The 24994-nt window shown below is 71.2% G+C and carries 18 protein-coding genes; 7 read left to right on the top strand and 11 right to left on the bottom strand.

Annotated elements, in window-relative coordinates; genetic code table 11:
• Positions 1-116 precede the first annotated feature (116 nt).
• From ACZ4EF_RS29265 to ACZ4EF_RS29230, 8 genes are all read right to left on the bottom strand, one after another.
• Positions 117-2726, bottom strand: coding sequence for a discoidin domain-containing protein (locus tag ACZ4EF_RS29265; RefSeq protein WP_467507076.1), 2610 nt, complete (start codon positions 2724-2726; stop codon positions 117-119).
• 493 nt (positions 2727-3219) lie between these two features.
• The gene (locus ACZ4EF_RS29260) at positions 3220-5184 is read right to left on the bottom strand and encodes an alkaline phosphatase family protein (protein ID WP_467507074.1); all 1965 of its coding nucleotides are present in this window, start codon (positions 5182-5184) and stop codon (positions 3220-3222) included.
• Between the two features lie 182 nt (positions 5185-5366).
• On the bottom strand, positions 5367-6644 hold the full coding sequence (efeB, locus tag ACZ4EF_RS29255; protein ID WP_467507072.1) for an iron uptake transporter deferrochelatase/peroxidase subunit: 1278 nt from the start codon (positions 6642-6644) through the stop codon (positions 5367-5369).
• Complete coding sequence (locus tag ACZ4EF_RS29250) at positions 6641-7831, bottom strand: EfeM/EfeO family lipoprotein (protein WP_467507114.1); 1191 nt, start codon at positions 7829-7831, stop codon at positions 6641-6643. The genes efeB and ACZ4EF_RS29250 overlap by 4 nt, the downstream gene beginning before the upstream one ends.
• Before the next feature lie 290 nt (positions 7832-8121).
• A complete protein-coding gene (locus ACZ4EF_RS29245; RefSeq protein ID WP_467507070.1) occupies positions 8122-9384 on the bottom strand; it encodes a glycoside hydrolase family 3 N-terminal domain-containing protein in 1263 nt (420 codons plus the stop codon).
• A gap of 234 nt (positions 9385-9618) precedes the next feature.
• On the bottom strand, positions 9619-11016 hold the full coding sequence (locus tag ACZ4EF_RS29240; protein WP_467507068.1) for an RNA polymerase sigma factor: 1398 nt from the start codon (positions 11014-11016) through the stop codon (positions 9619-9621).
• A 42-nt stretch (positions 11017-11058) separates the two neighbouring features.
• A complete protein-coding gene (locus ACZ4EF_RS29235) occupies positions 11059-11388 on the bottom strand; it encodes a YciI family protein (protein ID WP_391117591.1) in 330 nt (109 codons plus the stop codon).
• 147 nt (positions 11389-11535) lie between these two features.
• Positions 11536-12270: a YoaK family protein gene (locus tag ACZ4EF_RS29230; protein ID WP_355345862.1), complete on the bottom strand. Its 735-nt coding sequence runs from the start codon at positions 12268-12270 to the stop codon at positions 11536-11538.
• A gap of 537 nt (positions 12271-12807) precedes the next feature.
• Between ACZ4EF_RS29230 and ACZ4EF_RS29225 the strand changes: the two genes are divergently transcribed.
• The 7 genes from ACZ4EF_RS29225 to ACZ4EF_RS29195 all read left to right on the top strand — a co-directional run bounded on the left by ACZ4EF_RS29225 (position 12808) and on the right by ACZ4EF_RS29195 (position 22664).
• Positions 12808-14283: an MFS transporter gene (locus ACZ4EF_RS29225; RefSeq protein ID WP_355345865.1), complete on the top strand. Its 1476-nt coding sequence runs from the start codon at positions 12808-12810 to the stop codon at positions 14281-14283.
• 146 nt (positions 14284-14429) lie between these two features.
• A complete protein-coding gene (locus ACZ4EF_RS29220) occupies positions 14430-15437 on the top strand; it encodes a LacI family DNA-binding transcriptional regulator (protein WP_391052369.1) in 1008 nt (335 codons plus the stop codon).
• A 196-nt stretch (positions 15438-15633) separates the two neighbouring features.
• A complete protein-coding gene (locus tag ACZ4EF_RS29215) occupies positions 15634-16890 on the top strand; it encodes an ABC transporter substrate-binding protein (protein ID WP_467507065.1) in 1257 nt (418 codons plus the stop codon).
• Positions 16891-16903: 13 nt separating this feature from the next.
• Complete coding sequence (locus ACZ4EF_RS29210; RefSeq protein ID WP_401722579.1) at positions 16904-17875, top strand: carbohydrate ABC transporter permease; 972 nt, start codon at positions 16904-16906, stop codon at positions 17873-17875.
• A 74-nt stretch (positions 17876-17949) separates the two neighbouring features.
• Complete coding sequence (locus ACZ4EF_RS29205; RefSeq protein WP_355346068.1) at positions 17950-18711, top strand: carbohydrate ABC transporter permease; 762 nt, start codon at positions 17950-17952, stop codon at positions 18709-18711.
• A gap of 87 nt (positions 18712-18798) precedes the next feature.
• Positions 18799-20865, top strand: a complete 2067-nt coding sequence (locus ACZ4EF_RS29200) for a glycoside hydrolase family 31 protein (protein WP_467507063.1) — start codon at positions 18799-18801, stop codon at positions 20863-20865.
• Positions 20862-22664, top strand: a complete 1803-nt coding sequence (locus ACZ4EF_RS29195) for a beta-xylosidase (RefSeq protein ID WP_467507061.1) — start codon at positions 20862-20864, stop codon at positions 22662-22664. Before ACZ4EF_RS29200 ends, ACZ4EF_RS29195 begins: the two co-directional genes overlap by 4 nt.
• 79 nt (positions 22665-22743) lie before the next feature.
• Here the strand turns inward: ACZ4EF_RS29195 and ACZ4EF_RS29190 are convergent, their stop codons facing one another.
• The 3 genes from ACZ4EF_RS29190 to ACZ4EF_RS29180 form a co-directional block, all read right to left on the bottom strand.
• On the bottom strand, positions 22744-23025 hold the full coding sequence (locus ACZ4EF_RS29190) for a hypothetical protein (protein WP_391052382.1): 282 nt from the start codon (positions 23023-23025) through the stop codon (positions 22744-22746).
• A 209-nt stretch (positions 23026-23234) separates the two neighbouring features.
• Entirely contained in the window at positions 23235-24137 is a 903-nt protein-coding gene (locus tag ACZ4EF_RS29185) for a SigB/SigF/SigG family RNA polymerase sigma factor (protein ID WP_391052386.1), read from the bottom strand.
• A 184-nt stretch (positions 24138-24321) separates the two neighbouring features.
• Positions 24322-24900 (bottom strand): TetR/AcrR family transcriptional regulator, encoded by a 579-nt coding sequence (locus ACZ4EF_RS29180; protein ID WP_355345886.1) that lies wholly within the window; start codon positions 24898-24900, stop codon positions 24322-24324.
• Positions 24901-24994 lie beyond the last annotated feature (94 nt).

The raw sequence follows: 24994 nt of genomic DNA, 5'->3' as shown, positions 1-24994 counted from the left end.
AGGGCCGCCGCCCTGAACAGGGCGGCGGCCCCTCGCACTCGGTGGTGCCCGTAGGCGCGCCTGTGGGGCGACGCGCCTACGGGGTCTCAGGCGCCATGACAGCCTTCGTCATGGGGTTACGGGTACGACGTCACCGTGGACGGTACGGTCGAGGTGCCCGACGTGCCCGGCCCGGTGTTGTTGATGACGTGGGCGTATTGGCCCATGCCGCCGAGCGAGACGACCAACAGGTCGTGGAACTTCACGCCCGCCGTGGTCGGTGCCTCGAAGCCGTGGTCCTGGATGATCGACGGATCGGCCGTGTAGTTGCAGTAGCTGCCGAGACCCCAGCCCTCGTGGGTGGTGACGTTGTCGTCCACCTTGTAGGCCGCGAACCCGCGGATACTGCCGTTCTGGACCGCCGCCTGGTTCGGGGCGTCGTAGGCCTTCTCGTTCTGGAAGAAGATCGTCCTGCCGTTCTGACCGGACCACTCCACGTCGTACTTCTTGAAGTGCTCCACGAACAGGCCGGTCGCCAGCACGTTGTTGCCGTTGACCTTCAGACCGATGTCGGCCGGGTTGACGTTCCAGCCGGTCGGCGCGCTGCCGTGGTCGGCACGCCAGATCCAGGTGTGGTCGATGATGACGTCATTGCTGTTGATCTCGAACGCGGTCTGGGCCTGAGCGGCGCGCGCGCCGCCGACCCGGGCGAACACGTCCTGGACCGTGGTCGGGTTGGCCGAGTGGTTCGCGGACGAACCGGGCGCGCCGACCTGGAGGAGCTGCGGCGAGTTGCCCGCACCGGCGTCGATCAGGAAGCTCGCCAGCCGGACGCCGTCCACGTCGGCGACCTTCACCGCGTCCACGCCGTTGTCCGGGACGACCGTGGCGTAGCCGAGGCCGAGGACGACGGTGTTGGCGCGCGTGACGTTGATCGGCTGGTCCACGTGGTAGATGCCCGGAGTGAGCAGCAGGTTCAGCCCCTGCGCGAGCGCCGCGTTGATGGTCGCCGCGGAGTCGCCGGGGTGCGCCACGTAGAACTGCGTCAGCGGGATCGACGTACCCGGCGTGTTGGGCCAGGAGGTGCCGCTCGCGTTCTGCCGCAGGCTCGGCACGAACACCGAGTAGTTGTTGCCGTCCAGGTACATGTACGGCTTCTCACGCGACTCCGGCGTCGTGGCCAGCGTCGTGTAGACCGGGTTCGGGAAGCCCTGCGCCGGAGCGCCCTTCACACCCGAGAACACCATGTTCCACACGCCGTTGGTCCAGCCGCCGATGGAGCTGTCGCGGGTGTACCACTGCTGCTGCGAGTACGGGCCCACGGTGCCGTCGATCTTGCTGTCGGCGATGTAGCCGCCACTCGCCCAGCCGTAACCGGCCGGTGCCAGGTTCAGACCGCCCTGGACGTGGATCCGGCGGAACGGCGCGGCCTGCGCGACGGCCCAGCGGTCGTCGCCGCTGACCGGCTTGATGGCCAGGTTCTCCACCGAGCGCCAGAAGTTCTGCGTCGCGTTGCCGTTGAACCAGCCCGCGTCGACGGTGATGTCACCGTTGATCTGGACGTCGTCCGGGTTCTTGCCCAGGCCGGAGACCGAGGTGTAGAAGCCGACCTGGTCGTTGATGCCGTTGTACGTACCCGGCTTGAAGAAGACCTGGTAGCGGGCGTCACCGAACTGGTTGGACTCCTGCTGGGCGAAGATCTGGTCGAGCTGGCCCTGGAGGTTGGGCGTGGACGGGTCGAAGACCTTGACGTTGGGGCCGAGGTCGCCGCCGCCCTGGATCGGGCCGGTGCCGCCACCGCCGCTGCCCGCGGTGCCGAACACCTGGAACTCCCACAGGGAGTAGCCGTATCCGGTGGCGCGGACCGTGCCGTACACCCGGACGTAGCGCCCGGTGCCGGTCACGGTGAGCGTCTGGTTGCCGCCCGTTCCGGTGGTGGTGGAGTAGATGTCGGTCCAGTTCGTGCCGTCGGCCGAGGTCTGGATCTTGAAGGACTTGGCGTACGCCGCCTCCCAGTTGAGCGCGACCGAGCTGATGGTCGCGGACGCGCCCAGGTCGACCTGGAGCCACTGCGGGTCGCTGGCCGCGCTGGACCAGCGGGTGCCGGCGTTGCCGTCGACCGCGGCCGAGGCGGGCGTGCCCGCGTTCTCGGTCGAGGACGCGGTGGCGGTCTTGCCCTGCGAGAGCAGCGTCCCGGTGGCCGGCGGGTTGCCCCCGCCGCCCGTGCTGCCGTAGACCTGGAACTCCCAGAGCGAGTAACCGTAACCGGTCGCGCGCGCCGTACCGTACATACGGACATAACGCCCGGAAGCGTTTACGGCGACTGTCTGGACACCACCGGTCGCGGTGGTGGTGGAGTAGGCGTCGGTCCAGTTCGTGCCGTCGGCCGAGACCTGGATCTTGAACGCCTTGGCGTACGCCGCCTCCCAGTTGAGGGTGACGGAGCTGATGGTCGCCGTGGTGCCGAGGTCGACCTGGAGCCACTGCGGGTCGGAGGCGGCGCTGGACCAGCGGGTGCCGGCGTTGCCGTCGACCGCGGCCGAGGCGGGCGTGCCCGCGTTCTCGGTCGACGACGCCGTCGCGGTCTTGCCCTGGGAGAGCAGTGTGTCCGCCGCGCGGGCGGAGTGCGAGGGTACGAAGAGGAGCAACGAGGCGATCAGGGCCGTGATGATCGCCGCGGCGGTGTTACGCCGATTCGCCGGTGCTGATGGTCTCAGCGCCGTCGAGCCGGAGGGGGGAGCGAGCATGAGCAACTCTCCTGGTTCCACACGTGGGGGGGCAGGGGTCGGTGATCGTCCGGCCGAACTGCGGTGGCCGGACGACAGGATGCTGCTGAAACGGTGAAGTCCGGGCGGGCGCCCACCTGTTGAGGTGAGAGCGCTCTCCCGGGTGCACACCGCGATGGTTCTCCCTGTGTTTCATCCATGTCAAGAGTTGTGCACAGAGTGCGTCCTCCCGAATGGGGAAGCTCCAGAAATCCGGGCAAAGCCGTCGTAGCTGGTGACACAAGTTGAACGCACTGCGGTGACCAGCGGGTATGTCAGGACGTCTCCGCGCGGCAGGCCGCTTGACGCGCCGTCGCACCTCGCCCGCACCCCGGTCCGACCCGGAAACGCTTCCGTATACCTTCAGAGCATGAAGCCGCAGTGGACTGCGGTGGTATGTGCGGCGGATGGCGAAAAGGGCCGTTCCCGGCGCGCGCGAGGCGCACCGCGAACGGCCCTGGGGCAGAGCGTCGGATCAGACCGCGGTGGTCGAACGGTGACGGCCGCGGCGGGCGTAGTAGAGCGCCCCGCCGCCGACGAGCAGTACGCCCGCGGTGATGCCCAGCGGCAGGACCGGGGAGGTGCCCCCGGTCTCCGCGAGGGTCTGCGTGGAGGCGTCGTTGTGACCGCCGGACGAGCCGCCCGAGTGCGAACCGCCGTTGGAGCCACCGGAGTTCGCGCCGCCGGAGTTCGCGCCGCCCGAGGAGGAGCCGCCGGAGGTGCCGTGGCCGCCCCCGCCGTGGGTGTCGATGTCCTTGACCGACTTCACGGAGCCGTCGGCGTTCAGCAGCACCTGCTTGTTGTTCGGGTGCTTGAAGTCGAACGCGCCGGTCAGCGAGTTGGCGCGGCTGTCGAAGGACGCGTCACCGACCCGGCCGGTCTTCCAGTTGTCCTCGATGAACCTGGTGATCGACGCCTGCTCGGTGCGGGTGTGGTCGACCGAATTCACCTTGCTGTACGGGGAGATGACCAGCAGCGGCTGCCGGGTGCCGGGGCCGCAGCGGTCCGCGTAGCCACCGGCCGACGCGGGACCCGCCTGGCACGCCGGGCTGTCGACGGCCTTGCCGTTGGAGCCGACCGTGCTGTCCTTCGAGCCGTTCTGCGGCTTGGCGTACGCGTGGTCGTACCAGCCGTCGGAGTCGTCGTACGCGACGACGACCGCGGTGTCCTTCCAGGAGGACGACGCCTGGACCGCGTTGATCTCCTTGACGAGGAAGTTCTGCTCGTCGGTCGGGTCGGAGTAGGCGGCGTGGCCGTCCTGGTACTCGGCGGCCTTGAGGAAGCTGACGGCGGGCAGGCTGCCGGCCTTGAGCGCGGAGTCGAAGTCGGTCAGGTCGTAGTTGTGGTTCGCCTGGCCGTTGTGCCCGATCTCGGCGGTGTTCTTCGGCGCGAGGTGGTGCGGGTTCGACGTCGACGCGTAGTACTGGAACGGCGAGTGGTGCGGGCTGTAGTCAACCGAGGACGCGCCGGCGATGTTGGCGTGCGTGGAGTTGGCGCAGCTCGCGTAGTCGCCGCTCTTGCCGTCCCACGCGGTGGAGGGACGGAAGCCGCCCTGGAACCAGCCCCAGGTGACCTTCTTGGAGTTCAGCAGGTCGCCGACGTTCTTGCCGCGCATGACCGCCAGCGCGTTGGTGCCGGTGTGGCTGTTGTCCGAGCAGTCGTCGAACGCCGGGTCGGGGTCGTTGATGACCGTGCCGACGCCCTTGGCGTCGGGGGAGACCACCGTGTACGCGTCCGGCTTCGCCGTCTGCTTCGGGTGCTCGGTGCCCGAGGCCGGGTCGACCGAGATGACACCGTGCGTCTGACCGGAGATCAGATTGAGCGCGCCCGGCGTGGACGGACCGTACGTGGAACTGTACGAGTTGTCGCCCAGCGAGTAGTGCTGCGCGTAGTTCCACAGACCCGTGACGGTGTTGCCGTCGTAGTAGTCCATCACCAGACCGGGCTCGCCGAACAGGCCGCCAGAACACTTGCTGGTCTCGGTGTTCTGGACGTACGCGTCGGCCTTGCCGCCGTTGGCCGCGTACTGCTCGGGCCCGTAGTTGTGGTTCTGGTCGCAGGTCACGGCCTGGTCGGGGGAGAGCCGCTTGGGCGCGTACTGGTTCGGGTTGGTCTTGAGCAGACCGGCGTGCGCGAGGGTGTCGATGTTCTTCGGCGTGTTCCCGGCCGCCGTGAACTTCGTGCCGTCGGTGTTCGCCGCGGCCGGGTAGCTGCCGAAGTAGTGGTCGAAGGAGACGTTCTCCTGGAAGATCACCACCAGGTGCTTGATCGGCGTCTCGGTGCCGCCACCGCCGTTGTGCGACGGGGAGTCGGCCAGGGCCGGCGCCGCCGTCCCGCCCATCAGCACGAGCGCCGCAGCTCCGGCGAACGCCCCCCACCGGGCGGCCCGTACGCGCGGGCCAGCCCCTCTGCTCTTGCCAGAACCGCTTGTGGTGCTCATACTTTCTCAGCCTCCGCTAAGTGCCGCGTCGCGCGTGCCGCTGTCATTCGTGCACGGTGTCGAACGCGATCGTCATGGCGGTCCGCGACATGACAAAGGCACAGCGGTGGAGGCCGGGTGAACAGCGGGTCAGTAAAATCTTAGGAAGCCTTGACCCCGCTTTTACACTCTGAGCTGCGGTTTCAGGCGAGCAGCCCGCTGCCGAGCCAGTCGGACCGGTCGCGCACTCCCGGCAGGACGAAGAAATAGCCGCCGCCGAACGGGGTGATGTAGTCCACCAGCGGCTCACCCGCGAGGCGCTTTTGCACCGTCGCGAACTGCCGCTCGATGTCCTGCTGATAACAGACGAAGATCAGCCCCATGTCGAGGTTGCCATTGCTGTCCATACCCCGGTCGTAGTTGTAACCACGGCGCAGAATACGGGACTTGTCGGTGCGCGCGGTGCGCGGATTGGCGACCCGGATATGGCTGTCCAACGGGATCACATCGCCGGTCGGATCCTGTGCGAATCGCGGTGTGTCGAATTCCCTGGTCCCGTCCAGCGGTGCGCCGGTGTCCCGGCTGCGGCCGAACATCCGCTCCTGCTCGGTGATCGAGACCCGGTCCCAGAACTCCACCAGCATCCGGATCGTCCGCACCACCTGGTACGTGCCTCCGGTCGTCCAGGCGGGCTCGCCGCCGCCCCCGGCGCCCCGCACCCAGAGCAGCTCGTTCGCGGTGGCCGGATCGCTGATGTCCGGATTGGAGGTGCCGTCCTTGAAACCCATGTGGTTGCGCGGTGTGCCGCTGGGCCGCGGCGGGCTGGTGAAACCGTCCAGCCGCCAGCGCACCTGCATCCCGCCGCGGGTGTGCCGGGCGATGTCGCGCAGCGCGTGCAGCGCCGTGTCCGGGTGCGGCGCGGAGAGCTGGAGGCTCAGGTCCCCGTGGCACCAGTCGGGTTGGAGGTCGTCGTCCTCGAACGCGGGCATCGTGCTCAGCCGCAGCGGCTTGCGGTCCTGGAGCCCGAACCGCTCGTCGAAGAGCGACGCGCCCACCCCGACGGTGACGGTCAGACCGTCGCCCGGCACCTTCGGGCCCAGCGTGCCGCTGTCCGACGGCGAGTCCGTGATGCCGAGCGCCGCGGGTGTGCCGCCGCCGGTCAGGAACCTCGCCCGGTCGGTGACGATGTGCAGCAACTCGGTCAGTTCACGCCGGTCGGCGGCGGTGACGTCGAAGGACAGGAAGAGCGAGGACTGCTGCACCGGCCGCGTGACGCCCGCCTGGTGCGGGCCGTGGAAATCGGCGTTCGCGCGTGCCGCCGGGGCCGGGGCCGGGCCGGCGGCGGAAGCGGTCGCGCCCGTCAGCGCGGCGGCGCCACCGGCCACCGCGCCGACGGCGCCCACACCGAGCGCCGCGCCGCGCAGAAAGCCGCGCCGCCGCAGGTCGCCCGCGCCCGCCACGGGCCCGTGCGTGTCCGTCATGCCGTCCTCCGTACATCGAAGATCGTCGCCACCGGGGCGAGTTGTTCGAGCAGATCGCCGAAGTCGGCGTTGATCCGCTGGCGCTGATCGTGTGTCAGCTTGTCGAGCGGCGTCCACGTCCCACCGTGGTGCGCGGCGTCCAGGTCGCGCTCCGCGCGCTTGAGCGACGCGTCGAGCTCGGCGGTCCGCGGGTCGCGCGGGGCGAGCAGGGCGTGCAGCCGGCCGAGCAGTTCCTTCGTGCCGTCGAGATTCGCGCGGGCCGTGGCCAGATTCGTACCGCTGCCGTAGTCCGTACGGCCGGTCAGCTCGAACTGCTCGGCGTTCTCCACGATCTCGTGCGCGCGCAGTCCCAGGTCGGCCGGGTCCATCCGCTCCTGCGACCAGCCGTCGCGCAGCGTCGCCACGTCCTTGACCAGCGCGGCGGCCGGGCCGCGCAGCGAGTCGGCGGAGGCGCCGTGCCACAGCCCGTACTCGATCCGGTGGAAGCCGGTGAAGTCCGCGGAGGCGACCGAGCCAGGCGTGAGCGAGGCCGTGCCGTTGATCGCGCCGTCCGCATCGCCGAAGGTGCCGTACGCGGCGCCCATCCGCTCGTAGACCAGGTGCGCGCTCAGCCAGTCGCGGCGGGCCGCGGCCAGATCGCCGCCGTCGACGTCCGACCTGAGGGCGCCGACGCCGCGGGCGAGGTCGTCGATCCGGGCGCCGACCCACCGCTGGTACGCCAGCGTCGGCGGGATCAGATCGTGCTGGGTGACCGGCACCGCGGCCGGGCCCCGGGGAGCCCTGCCCGGTACGACGACGGTCGGCCCGGTGACCGCGTCGGTGTCCTCCTGGAGGCACTTGAACGCGTACGAGCCGCTGCCCAGGTCCACCGCCATCGGCCGGGTGATGCCCGGCGCCAGGCCCTCCACCTCGCCGTAGACCTTCCCGCTGCGCGGGTCGGTCAGATAGACCTCGGTGGCGCTCGCACCGGTGTTGCGCAGGTCGAAGACCTGCGTGCCCGGCTTCGGCGTGATCCAGCCCCGGCCGCAGCCGCCCGTGGACGCGTCCACCGCCGTGTGCCGCAGACCGTCCGACGCGGTGGCGGGAGCGGCGTGCTTGTCGGTGTGACCGCCACCGCCGCCGACGGTGAGCACCGCCGCGGTGACCGCTCCCGCGACGGCGAGCCCGGCCGCGGCCACCTGCCACATCGGCACGCGGCGGAGTCGGTTCGGTGGCGGCGGAGCTATGCCGTCTGGTTCGGCGGACACACCGGACCTCCAGATGTCGGTGCAGTGGAACGGGGCGCCGTTCATGCTAAGCACCTCACGACCGCGCACCCACCTGCGCCAAGGTCAGGAATCCACAATTCCCCGGCAGTTCACCCTTGGGTCACATAAGGGCACCCTTACCGGGGCTTTCGGCCGGGTCCCGGCCGGTGAAGTGCCGTGTCGCGCCCGGAGCACCGTAGCGCTTTAGCCGCACCGTCACGCGTAGCGCCTCAGCAGCTCAGCAGGCCCGCGTTGACCTTGGCGGTCAGGATGCGGTGCAGGCTGTCGTCGACCGCGGCGCGCAGCGTCGCGTCCTTCGGGAGCCGGTCGATGACGGCGGCGGTCATCGGCGCGATGTCGCTCGGCCGGACCGTCAGCAGCATGTTGCCGCCCGCGGCGAAGAAGTCCAGCGCGCGCTGCGCGGGGGTACGGTCGCTGACGGCGACGGCCGCGCCGATGTCGTCGGAGATGACCGCGCCCTTGAAGCCGAGCTGGGTGCGCAGCAGGTCGTGCAGGACGATGCGCGAGAAGACCGCCTGGTTGTCGGGGTCGATCTTCGTATAGGTCGCCGACGAGACCATGATGAACGGCGTGCCCGCCTGGATGGCGCTGCGGAACGGCTGGAGGTAGGAGTCGTTACGGGTGGTCACCGTGTCCGTGACGCCCGCCGTCAGGTCGGTGTTGCCGCGGACCCGGCCGAGGCCGGGAAAGTGCTTGGCCGTGGGAACGACCCCGGACTGCCGCATGCCGAGCAGAAACGCGTCGCTGTGCGTGGCGACGGTCGCGGGATCGTTTCCGTACTCCCGGTGCAGCTCGCCGATCGGCGCGTTGACGCCCACCAGATCCGCCGGGACCGTGTCCGCGACCGGGGCCAGGTTCATGTTCACCCCGGCCGCCTTGAGCTGGCCCGCCCACGTCGCCGCCTCCTGCCGGAGCCGCGACGCGGACCACTGACCCTGCGTGACCGCGTTCGGCATGCTGGAGAAGCCGGGGCCGTTGAGCACCTGGACCTCGCCGCCCTCCTGGTCGGTGGAGACCAGCAGCCGCAGATTCGAGCCCTTGACGGAGGTGGCGAGCGTCCGCACCCGGTCGGTGACCCCCTTGACCGCCTGCGTGCCCGCCGAGGTGTGGCCCATCAGGATGACCGCGCCCACCTTGCCCTGCGTGATCGCCGACGCCTCGGAGCCGGTCATCCCGGTGGACGTCACGGCCGACATGAAGAGCTGCCCGACGCGCTGGGCGGTCGACATCGCGCCCGCCGTCCGGTCCACGCAGCTCGCCTGCGCCTTGGTCGTGCTCGCCGCGGGCGGCGGTACGGGAGTGGCGTGCGTCGTGCTGGGCGACGGTGACGCCGACGGGCGGGCCGACGTGGCCGTGGTCGTCGGCGCCGCGCTGGGCGACGCCGACGTCGTACCGGGCGCCACGGACGTGGCCGACGTGTCACCGCTCCCGCCCCCGTTGGAACAGGCCGCGACAGTGACCAGCAGCCCCACCGCGAGCCCCACCCCACGCCGTCGCGAGCGGGACGTTCGGCTGGCGGCACCAGGAGCAGTCGGCAGACGCACGGGAAGACCTCACACCTTTTCGATCACACGGAAACGGAACGTATGCACTCATCCCCTTCCCCCTGAGGCGCCAGTTGTCTCATGTGACCTGGAGAAACCCCCGCGATGGGTGTGACACGCCCCGGCAAGGTCCTTACCCGGGGGGAGGCGTCGGAGCGGCCGTCAGCCGTCGGCCGGGTCCGGGGCGGTGGGAGGCGTCGAGCCGGACGTTCCGGTGCCGGATTCGACCTCGGCCAGGCGGCGGAGGAGGAAACGGCGTTCCGGCGGGGTGGGGGAGAGGGCGATGGCCTCGCGGTAGGCGTCGGCGGCGGCGTCGGAGCGGCCGAGGCGGCGCAGCAGGTCGGCGCGGGTGGCGGGGAGCAGGTGGTAGCCGTCGAGTCGGCCGCTCGCGGTGAGGGCGTCGACCAGGGCGAGGCCCGCGGCGGGCCCGCGGGCCATGGCGACGGCGACCGCGCGGTTGAGCTCGACCACGGGGCCCGGCGTCATGCGCGCCAGTTCGCCGTAGAGGAGCGCGATCTGCGGCCAGTCGGTGGCGGCGGCCTCGGCGGCGCTCGCGTGGCAGGCGGCGATGGCGGCCTGGACCTGGTACGGCCCCGGGCGGCGGGCGAGCAGGGCGTCCTCCACGACGGCGAGCCCCTCGGCGATCTCGTCCCGGTCCCAGGCCGTACGGTCCTGCTCGTCGAGCGGCACCAGGTCACCGGCCGCGTCGGTACGGGCGGCGGCGCGCGCGTCGTGCAGCAGCATCAGCGCGAGCAGTCCGCGCGCCTCCGGCTCGTACGGCAGCAGCGCGGCCAGCAGCCGGGCCAGCCGGATCGCCTCGGCCGTGACGCGCCGCTGGTCGGCGCTGTCCGCCGTGTCGGCGCCGGGCGCGTAACCGGCGTTGAACAGCAGGTAGAGCACGGCGAGTACGGCGGAGGTCCGCTCCGGGAGCAGGTCGCGCGGCGGCACGCGGAAGGGGATGCCCGCGTGCCGGATCTTGCTCTTGGCGCGGGTGAGCCGCTGTCCCATCGTGCCCTCGGGCACCAGGAAAGCCCGCGCGATCTCCGCCGTGCTCAGCCCGGTCAGGGTGCGCAGGGTCAGCGCGACGCGGGACGGCAGCGGCAGCGCGGGGTGGCAGCAGGTGAAGATCAGCCGCAGCCGGTCGTCCGGTACGGGATCGTCGTCGTTCCCGGGCGGCGGGAGGGCGTCGTCCACCGGGGTCAGCACGGCCGCCTCCCGCAGCTTGCGTTTCTCGTTCGCCGCCCTGCGCAGCCGGTCCAGGGCGCGGTTGCGGGCGGTGGTGGTCAGCCAGGCGCCGGGCCTGCGCGGCACGCCGTCGACCGGCCAGCGCTCCAGCGCCCGCGCGAAGGCGTCCTGCGCGCACTCCTCCGCGAGGTCCCAGTCGCCGGTCATGCCGATCACCGCGGCCACGACCCGGCCCCACTCCTCGGACCAGGCCGCGGCGACGGCGTCCTTGACGGGGTCGGGGCGGCGCGGCCCCGACGGGGGACGCGCCTGTCCGCGCCCGGAGTCCCCGTGCGCCCCGGTCACCGCCCAGGACTCCGCGTCCCGACCCGTCATCGCCTCACTCCGCCCCGCCACCTCGTCAGCCCGCGGCTCGCGTCACTCCGTCCAGAACGGCCGCACCTCGACCATCCCGTACCGCGCCACCGGATGCTTCGCGGCGATCGCGATCGCCTCGTCCAGATCGGCGCAGTCGATGATGTCGAAGCCGCAGATCTGCTCCTTCGTCTCGGCGAAGGGCCCGTCCGTGATCAGCGGCGCGCCGTCCTTGAACCGTACGGTGGTCGCGTCCTGCGCCGGACGGATGCGGCTGCCCAGCAGCCGGGTGCCGTTGCGGGTCGTCTCCGCGACCCACGGCATCGCGTCCATCTCCTCCTCGGGCGCGTCGGCCAGCGATCCGTCGTCGCAGATGAGCAGCAGATACTTCATGGTCCTTCTCCTTCTCCGGTCACTCCGGAGGTCGCGATGCCTCCGGCGGCCACGGGCCTCTTCCTCCCGTGCGTCCACCCCTACGACGATCGGGATCCGCCGGAAACTACACCGGGCGGAAAGACTTCGGCACGAGCCGCGTCCGCGTCACGCCGCCGCCGTCCAGCCGAGCGCCGAGCGCCGGTGCGGGAACAGCGCCACCGCCACCGCGACCAGCGCCGCACCGGCGATGAGCAGCGGCAGCGCCCGGTGCCCGTGCCCGATCAGCGCGGCACCGGCCAGGGCCCCGAGGAACATCGCCGCCGCCGAGAGCAGCCTGCGCCCCGCCTTGCTCGTCTCGCCGCCCGCCAGGCGGCTGTCCGAGGCCACCCCGGTGATGGTCAGGGTCAGCACCGTGGTCGTCAGGTCGGGCACGGCCAGCCGCCGTACCACCGCGTTCTGCCCGCCCATCGCGAAGCCCAGCAGCACGACCAGGCACCAGCGGCTCCACCCGGCGGCCGGCAGGTCGACCAGCTCGCCGACCACGTAACAGACCAGGACGAGCAGCGCCTGCCCGGCCGTCACCGCGAGCAGCAGCCGCGCCCGGTGCCGCACGACACGGTTGGCCAGCCGCCCCGCGGCCAGCGCGCCCACGGCGAAGGAGAGCAGCGACAGGACGGAGGCGGTCAGCGAGAAGCCGCTGGAACCGGCGAGCGAGAAGGCCATGAAGACGACGTTGCCCGTCATGTTCGCGACGAAGACCCGGCCCAGCGCCAGATAGCTGAAGGCGTCGACCAGCCCGGTCACGACGGTGAGCCCGAGCAGCAGCGGCGGCAGCGGCCCGTGCCGCCCGCCGAAGTCGGGTACGAGCGTGTCGCGGGCCTCGCGGAGCGTGGAGTTCACGGCGGCCGTCCTCCGATCATGCGTTCCCTGGGCGACCCATGGTCCCGCCCCGCAGCCCGTCAGACCCCCCGCCGCGCGGGACCTTCCGGCGTAAGCGGGCCGTTGCCCGTACGAACGCCGTGCCGCGCCGGTACGAAGATCGGTCCGCGCCCGTATGAAAGTCGGTCCGCGCCGGTCCGAAAGCCAGGCCGCGCGGGTCCGAAAGCCAGGCGTCGCCGGTACGAAGATCGGTCCGCGCCCGTACCGACAAGCGGACCGCCCACAGCCGTGCCGGCGCCCGCTCCCGCGCCCGAACGGGCACGTCAGCCGTGCCGCGCGTGGCATACGGGGGACGCGCGGGCTGTCGGCGCCGTACGGGCCCGCGCCGGTGTGAGACTGGCCCGCGACGTGGCGATCCTGGAGCGCGCGAGCAGCGGCGCGGCATGACGGCACGTCAAGGGGGCAGCCGCGCAAGGGTCGGGCCGTCGGCCCGGCTCGGACCGGGCTGTCGGACCGGCTCACGTCGAGCCGTCGGTACGGCTCATGAAGGAGGGACCCATGGCGTCAGCGCCGGAAGCCGCGTCCGGCGGCACGATCACCACCGACGTCCCCGCGCGCCTCGACCGGCTGCCGTGGTCGCGCTGGCACTGGATGATCGTGATCGGCCTCGGCACCGTGTGGATCCTCGACGGCCTCGAGGTGACCACCGTCGGCAACATCGCCGGGCGGATCTCCGAACAGGGCAGCGGGCTGTCGATCACATCCGCCCAGATCACGGGCATCGCCGCCGCGCTCTACGTGGCGGGCTCCTGCGCGGGCGCGCTGTTCTTCGGCTGGCTGACCGACCGCTTCGGCCGCAAGAAGCTCTTCATGGTCACCCTCGCGGTCTACCTCACCGCGACCGCGATGACCGCGCTGTCCTTCCAGCCCTGGTGGTTCTTCACCTTCCGCTTCCTGACCGGCTTCGGCATCGGCGGCGAGTACGCGGCGATCAACTCGGCCATCGACGAACTGATCCCGTCCCGATTCCGCGGCCGGGTCGACCTGATCATCAACGGCAGTTACTGGCTCGGCGCCATCGGCGGCTCGCTGCTGTCAATCGTCGCGCTGAACACCGACATCTTCCCCAAGGACGTCGGCTGGCGGCTCACCTTCGCCCTCGGCGTCGTCCTCGGTCTGGTGATCCTGGTGGTACGGCGGCACGTGCCGGAGAGCCCGCGCTGGCAGTTCATCCACGGCTACGGCGACGAGGCGGACCAACTGGTCGGCACGGTCGAGCGGGAGATCGAGGAGGAGAAGGGCGAGCGGCTGCCGCGCGCCAAGAACTCGATCACCATCCACCAGCGCAAGAGCATCGGATTCGGGCTGATCGCCAAGACCGTCTTCCACAAGTACCCCAAGCGCGCGGTGCTCGGCCTGTCGCTCTTCATCGGCCAGGCGTTCCTCTACAACGCCATCACCTTCGGGTTCGGCTCCATCCTCACCACCTTCTTCGGCGTCTCGACCGGCAAGACCGGCTACTACTTCGCGGTCATCGCGGCGGGCAACTTCCTCGGCCCGCTGCTGCTCGGCAAGCTCTTCGACACCGTCGGCCGCCGGATCATGATCTCCTCGACGTATCTGATCTCCGGCATCCTGCTGTTCGGCACGGCGTGGCTCTTCCACCGCGGCTCGCTGGACGCCACGACGATGACCGCGTGCTGGTGCGTCGTGCTGTTCTTCGCCTCCGCCGGTGCCAGCAGCGCGTATCTGACCGTCTCGGAGATCTTCCCGATGGAGACCCGCGCGATGGCCATCGCCTTCTTCTACGCGATCGGTACGGCCGCCGGCGGCATCAGCGGTCCGCTGGTCTTCGCCGACCTCACCAAGTCCGGTGTCGTGGACGACACCGTCCTGGCCTTCGTGATCGGCGCGTCCCTGATGTGCGCGGCGGGCCTGGTCGCGGCGGTGCTCGCGGTCAAGGCCGAGGGCCGCTCGCTCGAGGACATCGCCACCCCGCTGTCGTCCGCCGAACCGGCGTCCGCCTCCGCCTAGCGGCGGGCCCCGCGGGGCGAATCGAGTGGACGCGGCCGGATTCCGGTCGCGTCCACTGTCTTGTCCAGGGCCCGGAGCCGGTGCTACGTTCACCGCCAATCGAACGAATCGAATCAGTTCGACAGTCGAGGGACTCGGAGTCGGTCATGACGGTGACGATCGCGGATGTGGCGCGGCACGCGGGCGTTTCGCGCAGCACGGTGTCGTACGTCCTGAGCGGCAACCGGACCATCTCGCCCGAGACCATCAGGCGCGTCGAACTGAGCATCGAGACGCTGGGGTTCAGGCCGCACGCCGGGGCGCGGTCCATCCGCACCCGCCGCACCGGTGTGATCGCGATGGCCCTGCCGATGGTCTACGGCCCGCACAACCAGGTGCAGATGCCGTACGTCTGGGCCGCCCTCACCGCGGCCCAGGACAGCGGGCTCAAGGTGCTGATGCTGACCGACGACGACGGTGAGGCGGCCATCAGGGACGCGGTCGCCAGCGCGCTCGTCGACGGCGTGATGCTGATGGAGGTGCAGCGGCAGGACCCCAGGATCCCGCTGCTCACCGAGCTGAAGTGCCCCGCGGTGCTGGTCGGCACGCCGGACGACCCGCACGGACTGCCGCGCGTCGACTTCGACTTCGCGCTGGCCGCGCGGGCCTGCGCGGAGCATCTGCACGAGTCGGGCCACACCCGGGTCGGCTACCTCGGGCAGGCGCCCGAGGCGTTCGGCCGTGACGTGGCCTACGCGGTGCACGCCCGCGAGTCGGTGCTGGCCGCGCTGGAGAGCGGGGGCAGGACCGCGGTCTGGGCCGCGTGCGAGCCCGCTCCCGGCGGGGTGGTCCGCGCGCTGGACGACCTGCTGACCCGCGAGCCCGAACTGACCGCGCTGATCGTCTACAACGAGCGCGTGCTGCCGCTGGTGATGGACCGGCTCGCCGGTATGGGGTGCGCGGTCCCGCGCGACATCTCCGTCATCGCGATCTGTCCCGACGACGAGGCCGAGCGGTGCACCCCGCCGCTGACCTCGGTGTCGCTGCCCGCCGAGGAACTGGCCAGGGCGGCCGTACGCAGCCTGGCCCGGCGGATCAAGGGCGAGGAGCTGCCCGCGAGCACGCTGCTCGCCCCGACGCTGAAGGTGCGCGGCAGTACGGGTCCAGCCCGCTGAGGCGCGTCCACCGGCGCTTACCGCCTCCGCTCTGACCGGGGCGTCACCCCTCTGACTCGGTGTCACCGCACCGACCCGGTGTCACACCGCACCACCCTCTGCGTTTCCTTGCCCACACTCCCTCACGCACGGCGCGGACCGGTGGGCGGTCCCGTGCCCGCGGCGCCACTGTCGAATCAATTCGAAAGGCACGTCGATGAGCCGCTCCCTCCCCTTCCCCCGCCTCTCCCGCACCGCCGCCCGACCCGGCACGCTGGCGGCGCTGGCCGCCGCCGGGGTGCTCGTGCTGGCCGCCTGCGGCACCGGCTCCGGCAGTTCGGGCTCCGGCTCCGACACGCTGACGGAGATCGACTACTACGACGCGGCACCGCAGAACACCCAACTGCCGCGGATACTCGACGAGTGCGCCGCCAAGTCCGGCGTGCACATCAAGCACCAGCAGGTGCCGCGCGCCCAGTTCATGCCGAAACTGCTCCAGCAGGCATCGGCCCGCACCCTCCCCGACCTGGCGCTGATCGACAACCCCGACCTCCAGCAACTGGCCGCCACCGGGGGCCTGGTGTCGCTGTCGAAGGCCGGACTGACCACCGAGGGCCTGTACCCGTCGATCGTCGCCGCGGGGCAGTACGACGGCCAGACGTACGGGATCGCGCCGGGCGTCAACGGCCTGGCGCTCTACTACAACAAGGACCTGTTCACCCGGGCGGGGCTCACGCCGCCGAAGACCTGGGACGAACTGACCGCCGCGGCGAAGAAGTTGACCAAGGGCTCCCGCTACGGCGTCGCGTTCAGCGCGGTCGGCACCGAGGAGGGCAGCTTCCAGTTCGAGCCCTTCTTCTGGACCGCGGGCGCCAGCCTGAAGGCACTGGACTCGCCGCAGGCCGTCAAGGCGCTCACGCTGTGGAAGGACCTGGTCGGTACGGGCTCGGCCTCCAAGTCGGTGGTCACCTGGACGCAGGCGGACGTCAACGACCAGTTCCTCGCCGGGAACGCGGCGATGATGGTGAACGGCCCCTGGCAGCTCCCCACGCTCAACGCGGCCAAGGACCTGCGCTTCGGCGTGGTGCCCATACCGGTGCCCGATCCCTCCGCGAAGCCGGTCGTGCCGCTGGGGGGCGAGGTCTGGACGGTCGGGCACAGCAACGCGGCGCGCGAGGCCAAGGCCGTCTCCGTGGTGAAGTGCCTGCTCGGCCAGGAGGAGAGCCTGAAGTGGTCCAAGGACGCGGGCTACATCCCCAGCAACCAGCAGGCCGCCGCGCAACTGGCGACCAGTCAGCCGCAGTTGTCGGCCTTCGTGGCGGAGGTCGGCACCGCGCGGGCCAGGACCACGGAACTGGGCACCGACTACCCCAAGGTCAGCCAGGCGCTCGCCGACGCGATCCAGGCCGCGCTCGCGGGCGGCACCAGCCCGCAGTCCGCGCTCGCCCAGGCGCAGCGCTCCGCGCGGAACTAGGCGGGGCCGACCGATGTCCACCACTGTCCGCAACGCCCCGGTGGCACGGGCGAAGCCCGTCGCCGCCCGGCAGGACGGCCACGGCCGCCGCCCCCGGCGCCGCACCGGCCGCTGGGCGGCCTTCGCCTTCATCGCCCCCGCCTGGCTCTACGTCCTCGGCTTCTATCTGTACCCGCTGGCCGGCAACGTCCGGATGGGCTTCCAGAACTACACCGTCTCCTCCTTCTACACCGGCGTCGCGCCGTACGTCGGCTGGGACAACTACACGGCCGTCCTCCACGACAGCCACTTCTCCCGCACCGTCGTCAACACCGTGCTGTTCACGGCCGGTTCGCTGGCCTTCCAGTTCGCCATCGGCTTGGCCCTCGCGGTCTTCTTCAACCGGTCCTTCCCGCTGGGCGGCCCGCTGCGCTCACTGCTGCTGATCCCCTGGCTGCTCCCGCTGGTGGTCTCGGGCACCGCCTGGCGCTGGATCCTCGACACCGACTCGGGCGTGCTCAACCACGCACTGCTGAGCCTGGGTCTGACGGGCCATCCGATCCCGTGGCTCGCCAGCACCCACGACTCGCTGATCGCCGTGACGCTGGTCAACATCTGGGTCGGCATCCCCTTCAACATGGTGATCCTCTACGGCGGACTCCAGAGCATTCCGGGGGAGCTGTACGAGGCCGCGTCGCTGGACGGCGCGAACGCCTGGCGCCGCTTCCGGCACATCACGCTCCCGCTGCTGCGGCCGGTCACCGCCGTGGTGCTGACGCTGGGGCTGATCTACACCATCAAGGTCTTCGACGTGATCATGATCCTCACCCAGGGCGGCCCCGCCGGGTCCTCGCAGACGCTGACCACCTACGCGTACAACCTCTCCTTCCAGCAACTGCTGTTCGGGCGGGGCGCGGCGGTGGGCAACCTGCTCATCGTGGTCGCGGTGGTCTTCGCCGCGGTCTATCTGCGCAGCACCCGTGAGCAGCGGCAGGCGGGACGGTGAGCGCCCCCGCCACCGGCGCGCGCCGGTTCACCCGCCCGCTGAACACCGTGATCGCGCTGCTGATCCTCGCGGTGATGCTCTTCCCGCTGTACTGGATGCTCAACGCGTCGCTGCTGCCCTCGACCGATCTGGTGAAGAGCTCCCCGACCTGGTTCCCGCTGCACGGCACGCTCCAGGGCTACCGCAGGGCGCTGTCCAGCCAGGGCGGCCACCTCCTGGTCAGCCTCGGGGTGTCGGCCGGGACCGTGCTGGTGGTGCTGCTGATCGCGGTGCCCGCCGCGTACGGTATGGCCCAACTGCGGGCGCCCGGCGGCCGGATGCTCACCTTCGCCTTCCTGGTGGCGCAGATGATCCCCGGCGTGGTGATGGCCAACTCGTTCTACACGATGGCCAACAAGCTCCAGTTGCTGAATTCGCCGCTGGCGCTGATCCTGGCCGACTCCACACTGTGCGTGCCCTTCGCGGCACTCATCCTGAGCACCGCCATGCGCGGTGTGCCCGCGGAACTGAGCGAGGCGGCGGAACTCGACGGCGCGTCACGGCTGCGCACCCTGCTGTCGGTGATCCTGCCGGTCAGCAGGAACGCCGTGGTCACCGCGAGCCTGTTCTCCTTCCTCTTCGCGTGGGCCGACTTCCTGTTCGCCGTCACCCTCACCACCCAGGACGACCGGGCGCCCGTCACCGTCGGCATCTACCGCTTCATCGGCGCCCATCTCAGCGACTGGAACAGCGTGATGGCCACCGGGATCATCGCCTCGCTCCCGGCCGCGGTGCTGCTCGTCATCGCCCAGCGCTACGTGGCGGCGGGCGTGACCAGCGGCGCCGTCAAGGACTGACCCCCAACAGCCCTGCCCCGCCCGGCCCCGCGACCCCGACCGGCCGCGACCCCGGCCGCCCGCGACCCCGACCACCGAGGAGAGACCTTGCCGTCCGCGTTCACCCGCTCCCCGAACCGCCTGCGGTGGCGTCACGGCCACCACGTGCTGGAGATCCAGCCGTGGGGACCCGACAGCGTCCGCGTGCGGGCCGGTGTCCACCGCGTCACCGACGGCCTGCCCGGCGCGCTGGAGACCGCGCCCGCACCCTCCGCGTGCGTGATCGACGTCCACGACACGCACGCCACCTTGACCAACGGCCTGCTGCGGATCACCGTCGCCGCCTCCGACGGACTGCTCACGGCCGTACGCGCCGACACCGGCGCGGAGTTGCTGCGCGAGGAGCCGCCGCACTTCTGGTGGCCGGGAGCGCGGCACTTCGAGTCGGCGGGCGGCGGCAAGTACCGGATCGAGCAGCGCTTCGCCGCGTACGACGACGAACGGATCCACGGCCTCGGCCAGCACGGCCACGGCCGCTTCGACCAGAAGGGCACGGTCCTCGAACTCCAGCAGCGCAACGGCGAGGTGACCGTCCCCTTCGCCGTGTCCAGCCGGGGCTACGGCTTCCTGTGGAACAGCCCGGCGGTCGGCCGGGTGGAATTCGCCGCCAACGGCACCCGCTGGGTCGCCGACCGCGCCCAGCAGCTCGACTACTGGCTCACCGCGGGCCGCACCCCCGCCGACGTCCTCGGCCACTACGCCGCCGCCACCGGACACGCCCCCGCCTTCCCGCGCTGGGCCTCCGGACTGTGGCAGAGCAAGCTCCGCTACCGCGACCAGGACGAACTCCTCGCCGTCGCCCGCGAATACGCCCGCCGCGGCCTGCCCCTGTCGGTGATCGTCGTCGACTACCTGCACTGGCGCAATCTCGGCGACTGGGACTTCGACCGCCGCGACTGGCCGGACCCGCGCGCCATGGTCGAGGAACTGCGCGCGCTCGGCGTCGAGTTGGCCGTCTCCGTCTGGCCGTCGGTCAGCCCGCTGTCCACCGGCTACGCGGCGCTGCGGGACGCGGGCCAGCTCGTCGCCACGTACAACGGCGTGACCTCGCACGGCGACTGGCCGGACACCGAGGACGCGGCCGAGGGCATCGGCGTCGCCTTCTACGACGCCACCGACCCCGCCGCCCGCGCCGCCCTGTGGGACCGGCTCCAGGAGCACTACTACAAGCTCGGCGTCCGCGCCTTCTGGTTGGACGCCTGCGAACCGGAGATGCGCCCCGGACACCCGCACAATCTCAGCTACGCGGCGGGCCCCGGCAGCGAGGTCGCCAACCTCTACCCCCGCGAACACGCCCGCGGTGTGTACGAGCACCTTGCCGAGCAGGGCGAGACGGAGATCCTGTCGCTGGTCAGATCCGCGTGGGCGGGCTCGCAGCGGTACGGCGTCGCGCTCTGGTCCGGCGACATCCCCGCGACCTTCGACGCGCTCGCCGACTCCATCAGGGCCGGGCTCAACGTCGCCATGAGCGGCATCCCGTGGTGGACCACCGACATCGGGGGCTTCCACGGCGGCGACCCGGACGACGAGGACTACCGCGAGCTGATGGTCCGCTGGTTCCAATTCGCCGTGTTCTGCCCGCTGTTGCGGCTGCACGGCCACCGCGAGCCGCGCGTCTTCCACGGCCCGATCGGCACCGGCGGCGGGCCCAACGAGATCTGGTCCTACGGCGCGGTCGCCGAGCGCGCGATGACCGGCGCGCTGGCCCTGCGCGAGCGGCTGCGTCCCTACCTGCACGCCCAGTTGGACGCGGGCCGCGAGGACGGGCTGCCGCTGCTCCGCCCGCTGCTGCTCGCATTCCCCGACGACGCCACCGCCTGGTCGGTGGACGACCAATTCCTGTGCGGACACGACCTGTTGGTGGCCCCGGTCACACGCCCCGGCGCCCGTGAGCGCCGCGTCTACCTCCCCGCGGGCGCCGACTGGACCCACCTCGAAGGCGCCGGGGCCCCGGAGCACCCCACAACGCCGACACCGACGCGGTACGCGGGCGGCCGGTGGGTCACCGTCCCCGCCCCGCTCGACGCCGTACCGCTGTTCGTGCGCGACCGCGCCGAACCGCTCGGCCCACCTGCTGACGTACCCCCCACCCCACCTGTCAAGGAGGACAGATGAACCCGTCCACGGTACGACCCCGGTGGCGTGCCACCGCACTGGCGGCGGCGGCGCTGGGCGCCGCCGTCCTGGCCTGCGCCACCCTCGGCCCGTCCCCGGCGGCCGCGGCCGACACCACCGTCTCCGTCGACCTCGGCAACCAGGGCGCGGTGCCCAACCAGGCCGGCTCCGGCTTCCTCTACGGCCTCAGCCAGGACGGCTCGGGGCCCGCCGACAGCCTGCTCCAACCGCTCAGGCCCACCCTCTTCCGCGGCGGCGGCGCCCGGATCGCGGGCGGCGGCTGGCTGGGCGACGGCTACACCGCGGGCTCCGGCTACCGGATACGCGTCGACTCCGCGCTGTCCCAGGCCCGCCGCGTCACCGCCGCGCCCTACCGCGCCACCTACCACCTGCTGGTCTCCGACGTCTGGGGCGCCGACACCACCCAGCCGTCGAACACCGTCTACCCCTGCGACAACGGCGACTGCTCCAACTGGGCGGCCTTCATCGACCGGCTCGTCGCCGACGTCCAGGCGTCCGGGGTGCCCGTCAGCTACGACATCTGGAACGAGCCGGACGGCACCGGCTTCTGGCAGCGCGGTGTCAACAGCGCGCAGTACTACCAGATGTGGGACACGGCGGTGCGCGAGATCCGCCGCCTGGTGCCCTCCGCGCAGATCGTCGGCCCCTCCTACAGCGGCTACAACCACGGCTGGCTCGACGACTTCCTCGGCCGTACCAAGGCCGACAACACCCTGCCGACCGTCGTCAACTGGCACTTCGGCAACGACCCCGCGGCCGACGCCGCCGACGCCCGCGCCCTGCTGTCCGCGCACGGCATCGCCCCGCTCCCGCTGACCATCAACGAGTACCTGTTCTCGCAGCAGCAGAACGCCGCCTACACCGCCTGGTTCCTCGACCGGCTCTCCGCCTCGGGCGTCGCGTCCGCCGCGCACGCGATCTGGACCGACTGCTGCGGGGCCGGGACGCTCGACTCCCTGCTCGTCGGCGGCCAGCCGACCGGCCAGTGGTGGGTCTACCAGGCGTACGCGCGGATCGGCGGCCACCTGCTGGGCACCACGGGCAGCGGCGGTATCGCCGTCGCCGCGGGCGCGGACACCACCGCCCACCAGGTCCTCGCGCTGATCGGCAACAACTCGGGCCAGGGCGGCACCACCACGGTCACCTTCCAGAATCTGTCCGCCGCCTCCTGGCTGCGCGGCGGCAACGGCAAGGTGCACGCCAAGATCCAGCGCATCCCCGACCAGTCCCCGCTCGGCGCGCCCGCCACCGTCCTGGACTCCGACCTCACCCCAGACGGCAACACCCTGCGCGTCCCCGTCACCCTCACCAGCGGCACCGACGCCTACACGGTCACCCTGACCGCGGGCACCGGCTCCACCGGACCCGTCGACCCGGTGACGACCGTCGTGGACGGCACCGCCACCAACTCCGGCGACGCCAACTACTTCCAGTACGGCGCCAACTGGGGCGTCGCCAACGGCATCACCGACATGTACCAGCAGACCGCCAACTGGACGTTCACCGCGGGCGCCTCGGCGACCTTCCACTTCCACGGGAGCACCGTCGCCCTGCACGCCGTCCGCGACACCGACCAGGGCATCATGTCGCTCTCGGTCGACGGCGGTTCACCCGTCAGCGTCGACAACTACGCGGCCGCCCGCAACGCCTCGGGCACCGTGTGGACCAGCCCCGCGCTCCCGTCCGGCAGCCACACCCTGACCATCACCAACACCGGTGCGCGCAACGCGCACAGCACCGGGAACAACATCGCCGTCGACCGCGCGGACGTCTCGTAGTCCCGGACGCCCCCGCGACGCACACCGGCCCGTCCGCGACCCCCGGCCTTCCGGCCACGGGGCCGCGGACGGGCACCGGTCACACGGCCTCGCCGCCCACCGGCTGCCGAAGGACCAGTCGCAACGCGTAAGCGGGCTCCGTCTCCTGGCGCGCCCAGCCGACCGAGGCGACCGTGTAGGCGGGCCCCTCGCGCAGCCAGTCCGTGGCGGCCTGGAAGAGCTCGGCGGCGTCGCCACCGGCGAGGATCAGCACCCCGTCGTCCTCCACCGTCACCCACATGTCGACATGGCTGTTCACGAACGCGCCCGCCCGGTCGCGCAGTTCGTCCGACACCGACTGGCTGTCACTGGCAATGGTCATGGACCGCACCCCTTCGTCATCCGTCATCCGGATCCCTCATCCCGCAATCGTCAACTACCCCTCGCATTCCCCGTTCACTGTCCGTCACACACTTCACGTGTCGCGCAATCGACGGGGGAGCGGTACGGGCAGGCGTGAACGGCTGAGGGGCCTCCCGGTCCGGGAGGCCCCTCAGCCGTTCGTCGTGCCCGCTGCCTGCTTCCGGCTGCCTACTTCTGCGTCATCAGGCCCGCGCGCAGGCCGGCGATGGTGCGGCTCAGCAGCCGCGACACGTGCATCTGCGAGTAGCCCAGCTCCTCGCCGATCTGCGCCTGCGTCATCTCCTCGCCGAAGCGCATCTGGAGGATCTGCCGGTCGCGCTCGGGGAGCTTGGCGATCAGCGGGGCCAGGCTCTGGAAGTTCTCGATGAGGTCCATCGCGTAGTCGCACTCGCCGAAGGTGTCGGCCAGCGTGCGGCCCTCGCCGTCACCGCCGCTCTCACCGTCGTTGTACGGCGTGTCCAGCGAGCCCGCGGTGTAGCCGTTGGCGGCGACCAGGCCCTCGATGACCTCTTCCTCGGTCAGGTCGAGGTGCGCGGCCAGCTCGGCCACCGTCGGGTCGCGGTCCAGCACCAGCGCGAGCGCTTCCTTGGCCTTGCTCAGCTCGACGCGCAGCTCCTGGAGGCGGCGCGGTACGTGCACGGCCCAGGAGGTGTCGCGGAAGAACCGCTTCATCTCGCCGACGATGTACGGGATGGCGAAGGTGGTGAACTCGTTCTCCCGCGACAGGTCGAACCGGTCGATGGCCTTGATCAGGCCGATCGTGCCGACCTGGACGATCTCCTCCATGTCGGTGGCCGGCCGGTTGCGGTAGCGCCCGGCGGCGAAGTGCACCAACGAGAGGTTCATCTCGATCAGCGTGTTGCGGGCGTACTGGTATTCACGGGTGCCCTCCTCGACGGCCTGGAGCCGGTCGAAGAAGAGCTTCGACAGCGCCCGCGCGTCCTTGGGGGCTACCGCCGTGGCGTCGTCGATCCGCGGAAGTTCACCAATCAAGCCGCCCTCGGATCGCGGTGATGCCTCAAGCGTCGCCGTTTCGTACGCGCTGTCCGACTGCTGAACCTGTGTGGTCACGTCATCGCCTCGCCTCGGTAAGACTGTCCACAAGCCGCTTGCCCGCTGTCGAACGTCCTATGCCAACTTTTTTTCGAGCAATTTTTCCGGGCCCCGAACGCGTCCGAGCGGCGGCCTGTTTCGCGTCCTTGTCCGTGTTCTGCCGGGTCCCGTCGCGCGTCCCGTCTCCGGCCGCGCGCCGCGACTACTGCCCCGCACGGTAACGCAATCCGTCCATGAGCAGGTCCAGCAGGCGTCCCGCCTGCGCCCTGCGCTCCGGACCGGCCGCAGACAGCGCCACCCCGCCGAGCCCGACGAGCACGTCTTCGGGGTCGGCGTCCGCCCGCAGCGTCCCGGCCTCCGCGCCCGCCCGCAGCAGGGTGCCGACCGCGCCGAGCAGCGCCTCACGGCTGTGCGCGAAGGGGTCGCCGCCGGACGCGATCACGGCGCGCAGCGCGTCGGCCATGCCGCGCTTGGTCGTCATGTAGTCGATGAAGTGGTCCATCCAGGCGCGCGCCGCCACGTCGGGGGGAGCGGCGGTGAGCAGCCGGGGCGCGGCGTCGCACAGCCGGGTCAGCTCGTTGCGGTACGCGGCCTCGACCAGCGCCTCGCGGGTCGGGAAGTTCCGGTAGAGCGTGCCGATGCCGACCCCCGCGTCCTTGGCGATCGCCTCGAGCGTCACCTCGGGCCCGTCGTGGGCGAACGCGCGCACGGCGGCGGCCAGCAGCCGGTCGCGATTGCGCTGCGCGTCGGCGCGCAGGGGGCGGGGTGAGGTGCCCGGCACGGTGTCTCTCCTCGGTGGGACGCGGATCGTCGGGGTACGGGGGCCCGGCGAATTTGCAAGCGGAGGTTCCTCCACTTACGGTGGATCTGAGCGG

The organism is Streptomyces sp. NPDC025721 (assembly GCF_055558595.1).
Note: the sequence above shows the minus strand (reverse complement) of the source record. Positions and strands in the feature narration are given on the sequence as shown.

Bases quoted from the DNA above. Each gene is read 5' to 3' on its own strand.
- ACZ4EF_RS29265 (WP_467507076.1), bottom strand. From the start codon at position 2,726: ATGCTCGCTCCCCCCTCCGGCTCGACGGCGCTGAGACCATCAGCACCG.
- ACZ4EF_RS29260 (WP_467507074.1), bottom strand. From the start codon at position 5,184: ATGAGCACCACAAGCGGTTCTGGCAAGAGCAGAGGGGCTGGCCCGCGC.
- efeB (WP_467507072.1), bottom strand. From the start codon at position 6,644: ATGACGGACACGCACGGGCCCGTGGCGGGCGCGGGCGACCTGCGGCGG.
- ACZ4EF_RS29250 (WP_467507114.1), bottom strand. From the start codon at position 7,831: ATGTGGCAGGTGGCCGCGGCCGGGCTCGCCGTCGCGGGAGCGGTCACC.
- ACZ4EF_RS29240 (WP_467507068.1), bottom strand. From the start codon at position 11,016: ATGACGGGTCGGGACGCGGAGTCCTGGGCGGTGACCGGGGCGCACGGG.
- ACZ4EF_RS29235 (WP_391117591.1), bottom strand. From the start codon at position 11,388: ATGAAGTATCTGCTGCTCATCTGCGACGACGGATCGCTGGCCGACGCG.
- ACZ4EF_RS29225 (WP_355345865.1), top strand. From the start codon at position 12,808: ATGGCGTCAGCGCCGGAAGCCGCGTCCGGCGGCACGATCACCACCGAC.
- ACZ4EF_RS29220 (WP_391052369.1), top strand. From the start codon at position 14,430: ATGACGGTGACGATCGCGGATGTGGCGCGGCACGCGGGCGTTTCGCGC.
- ACZ4EF_RS29215 (WP_467507065.1), top strand. From the start codon at position 15,634: ATGAGCCGCTCCCTCCCCTTCCCCCGCCTCTCCCGCACCGCCGCCCGA.
- ACZ4EF_RS29210 (WP_401722579.1), top strand. From the start codon at position 16,904: ATGTCCACCACTGTCCGCAACGCCCCGGTGGCACGGGCGAAGCCCGTC.
- ACZ4EF_RS29205 (WP_355346068.1), top strand. From the start codon at position 17,950: ATGCTCTTCCCGCTGTACTGGATGCTCAACGCGTCGCTGCTGCCCTCG.
- ACZ4EF_RS29195 (WP_467507061.1), top strand. From the start codon at position 20,862: ATGAACCCGTCCACGGTACGACCCCGGTGGCGTGCCACCGCACTGGCG.
- ACZ4EF_RS29190 (WP_391052382.1), bottom strand. From the start codon at position 23,025: ATGACCATTGCCAGTGACAGCCAGTCGGTGTCGGACGAACTGCGCGAC.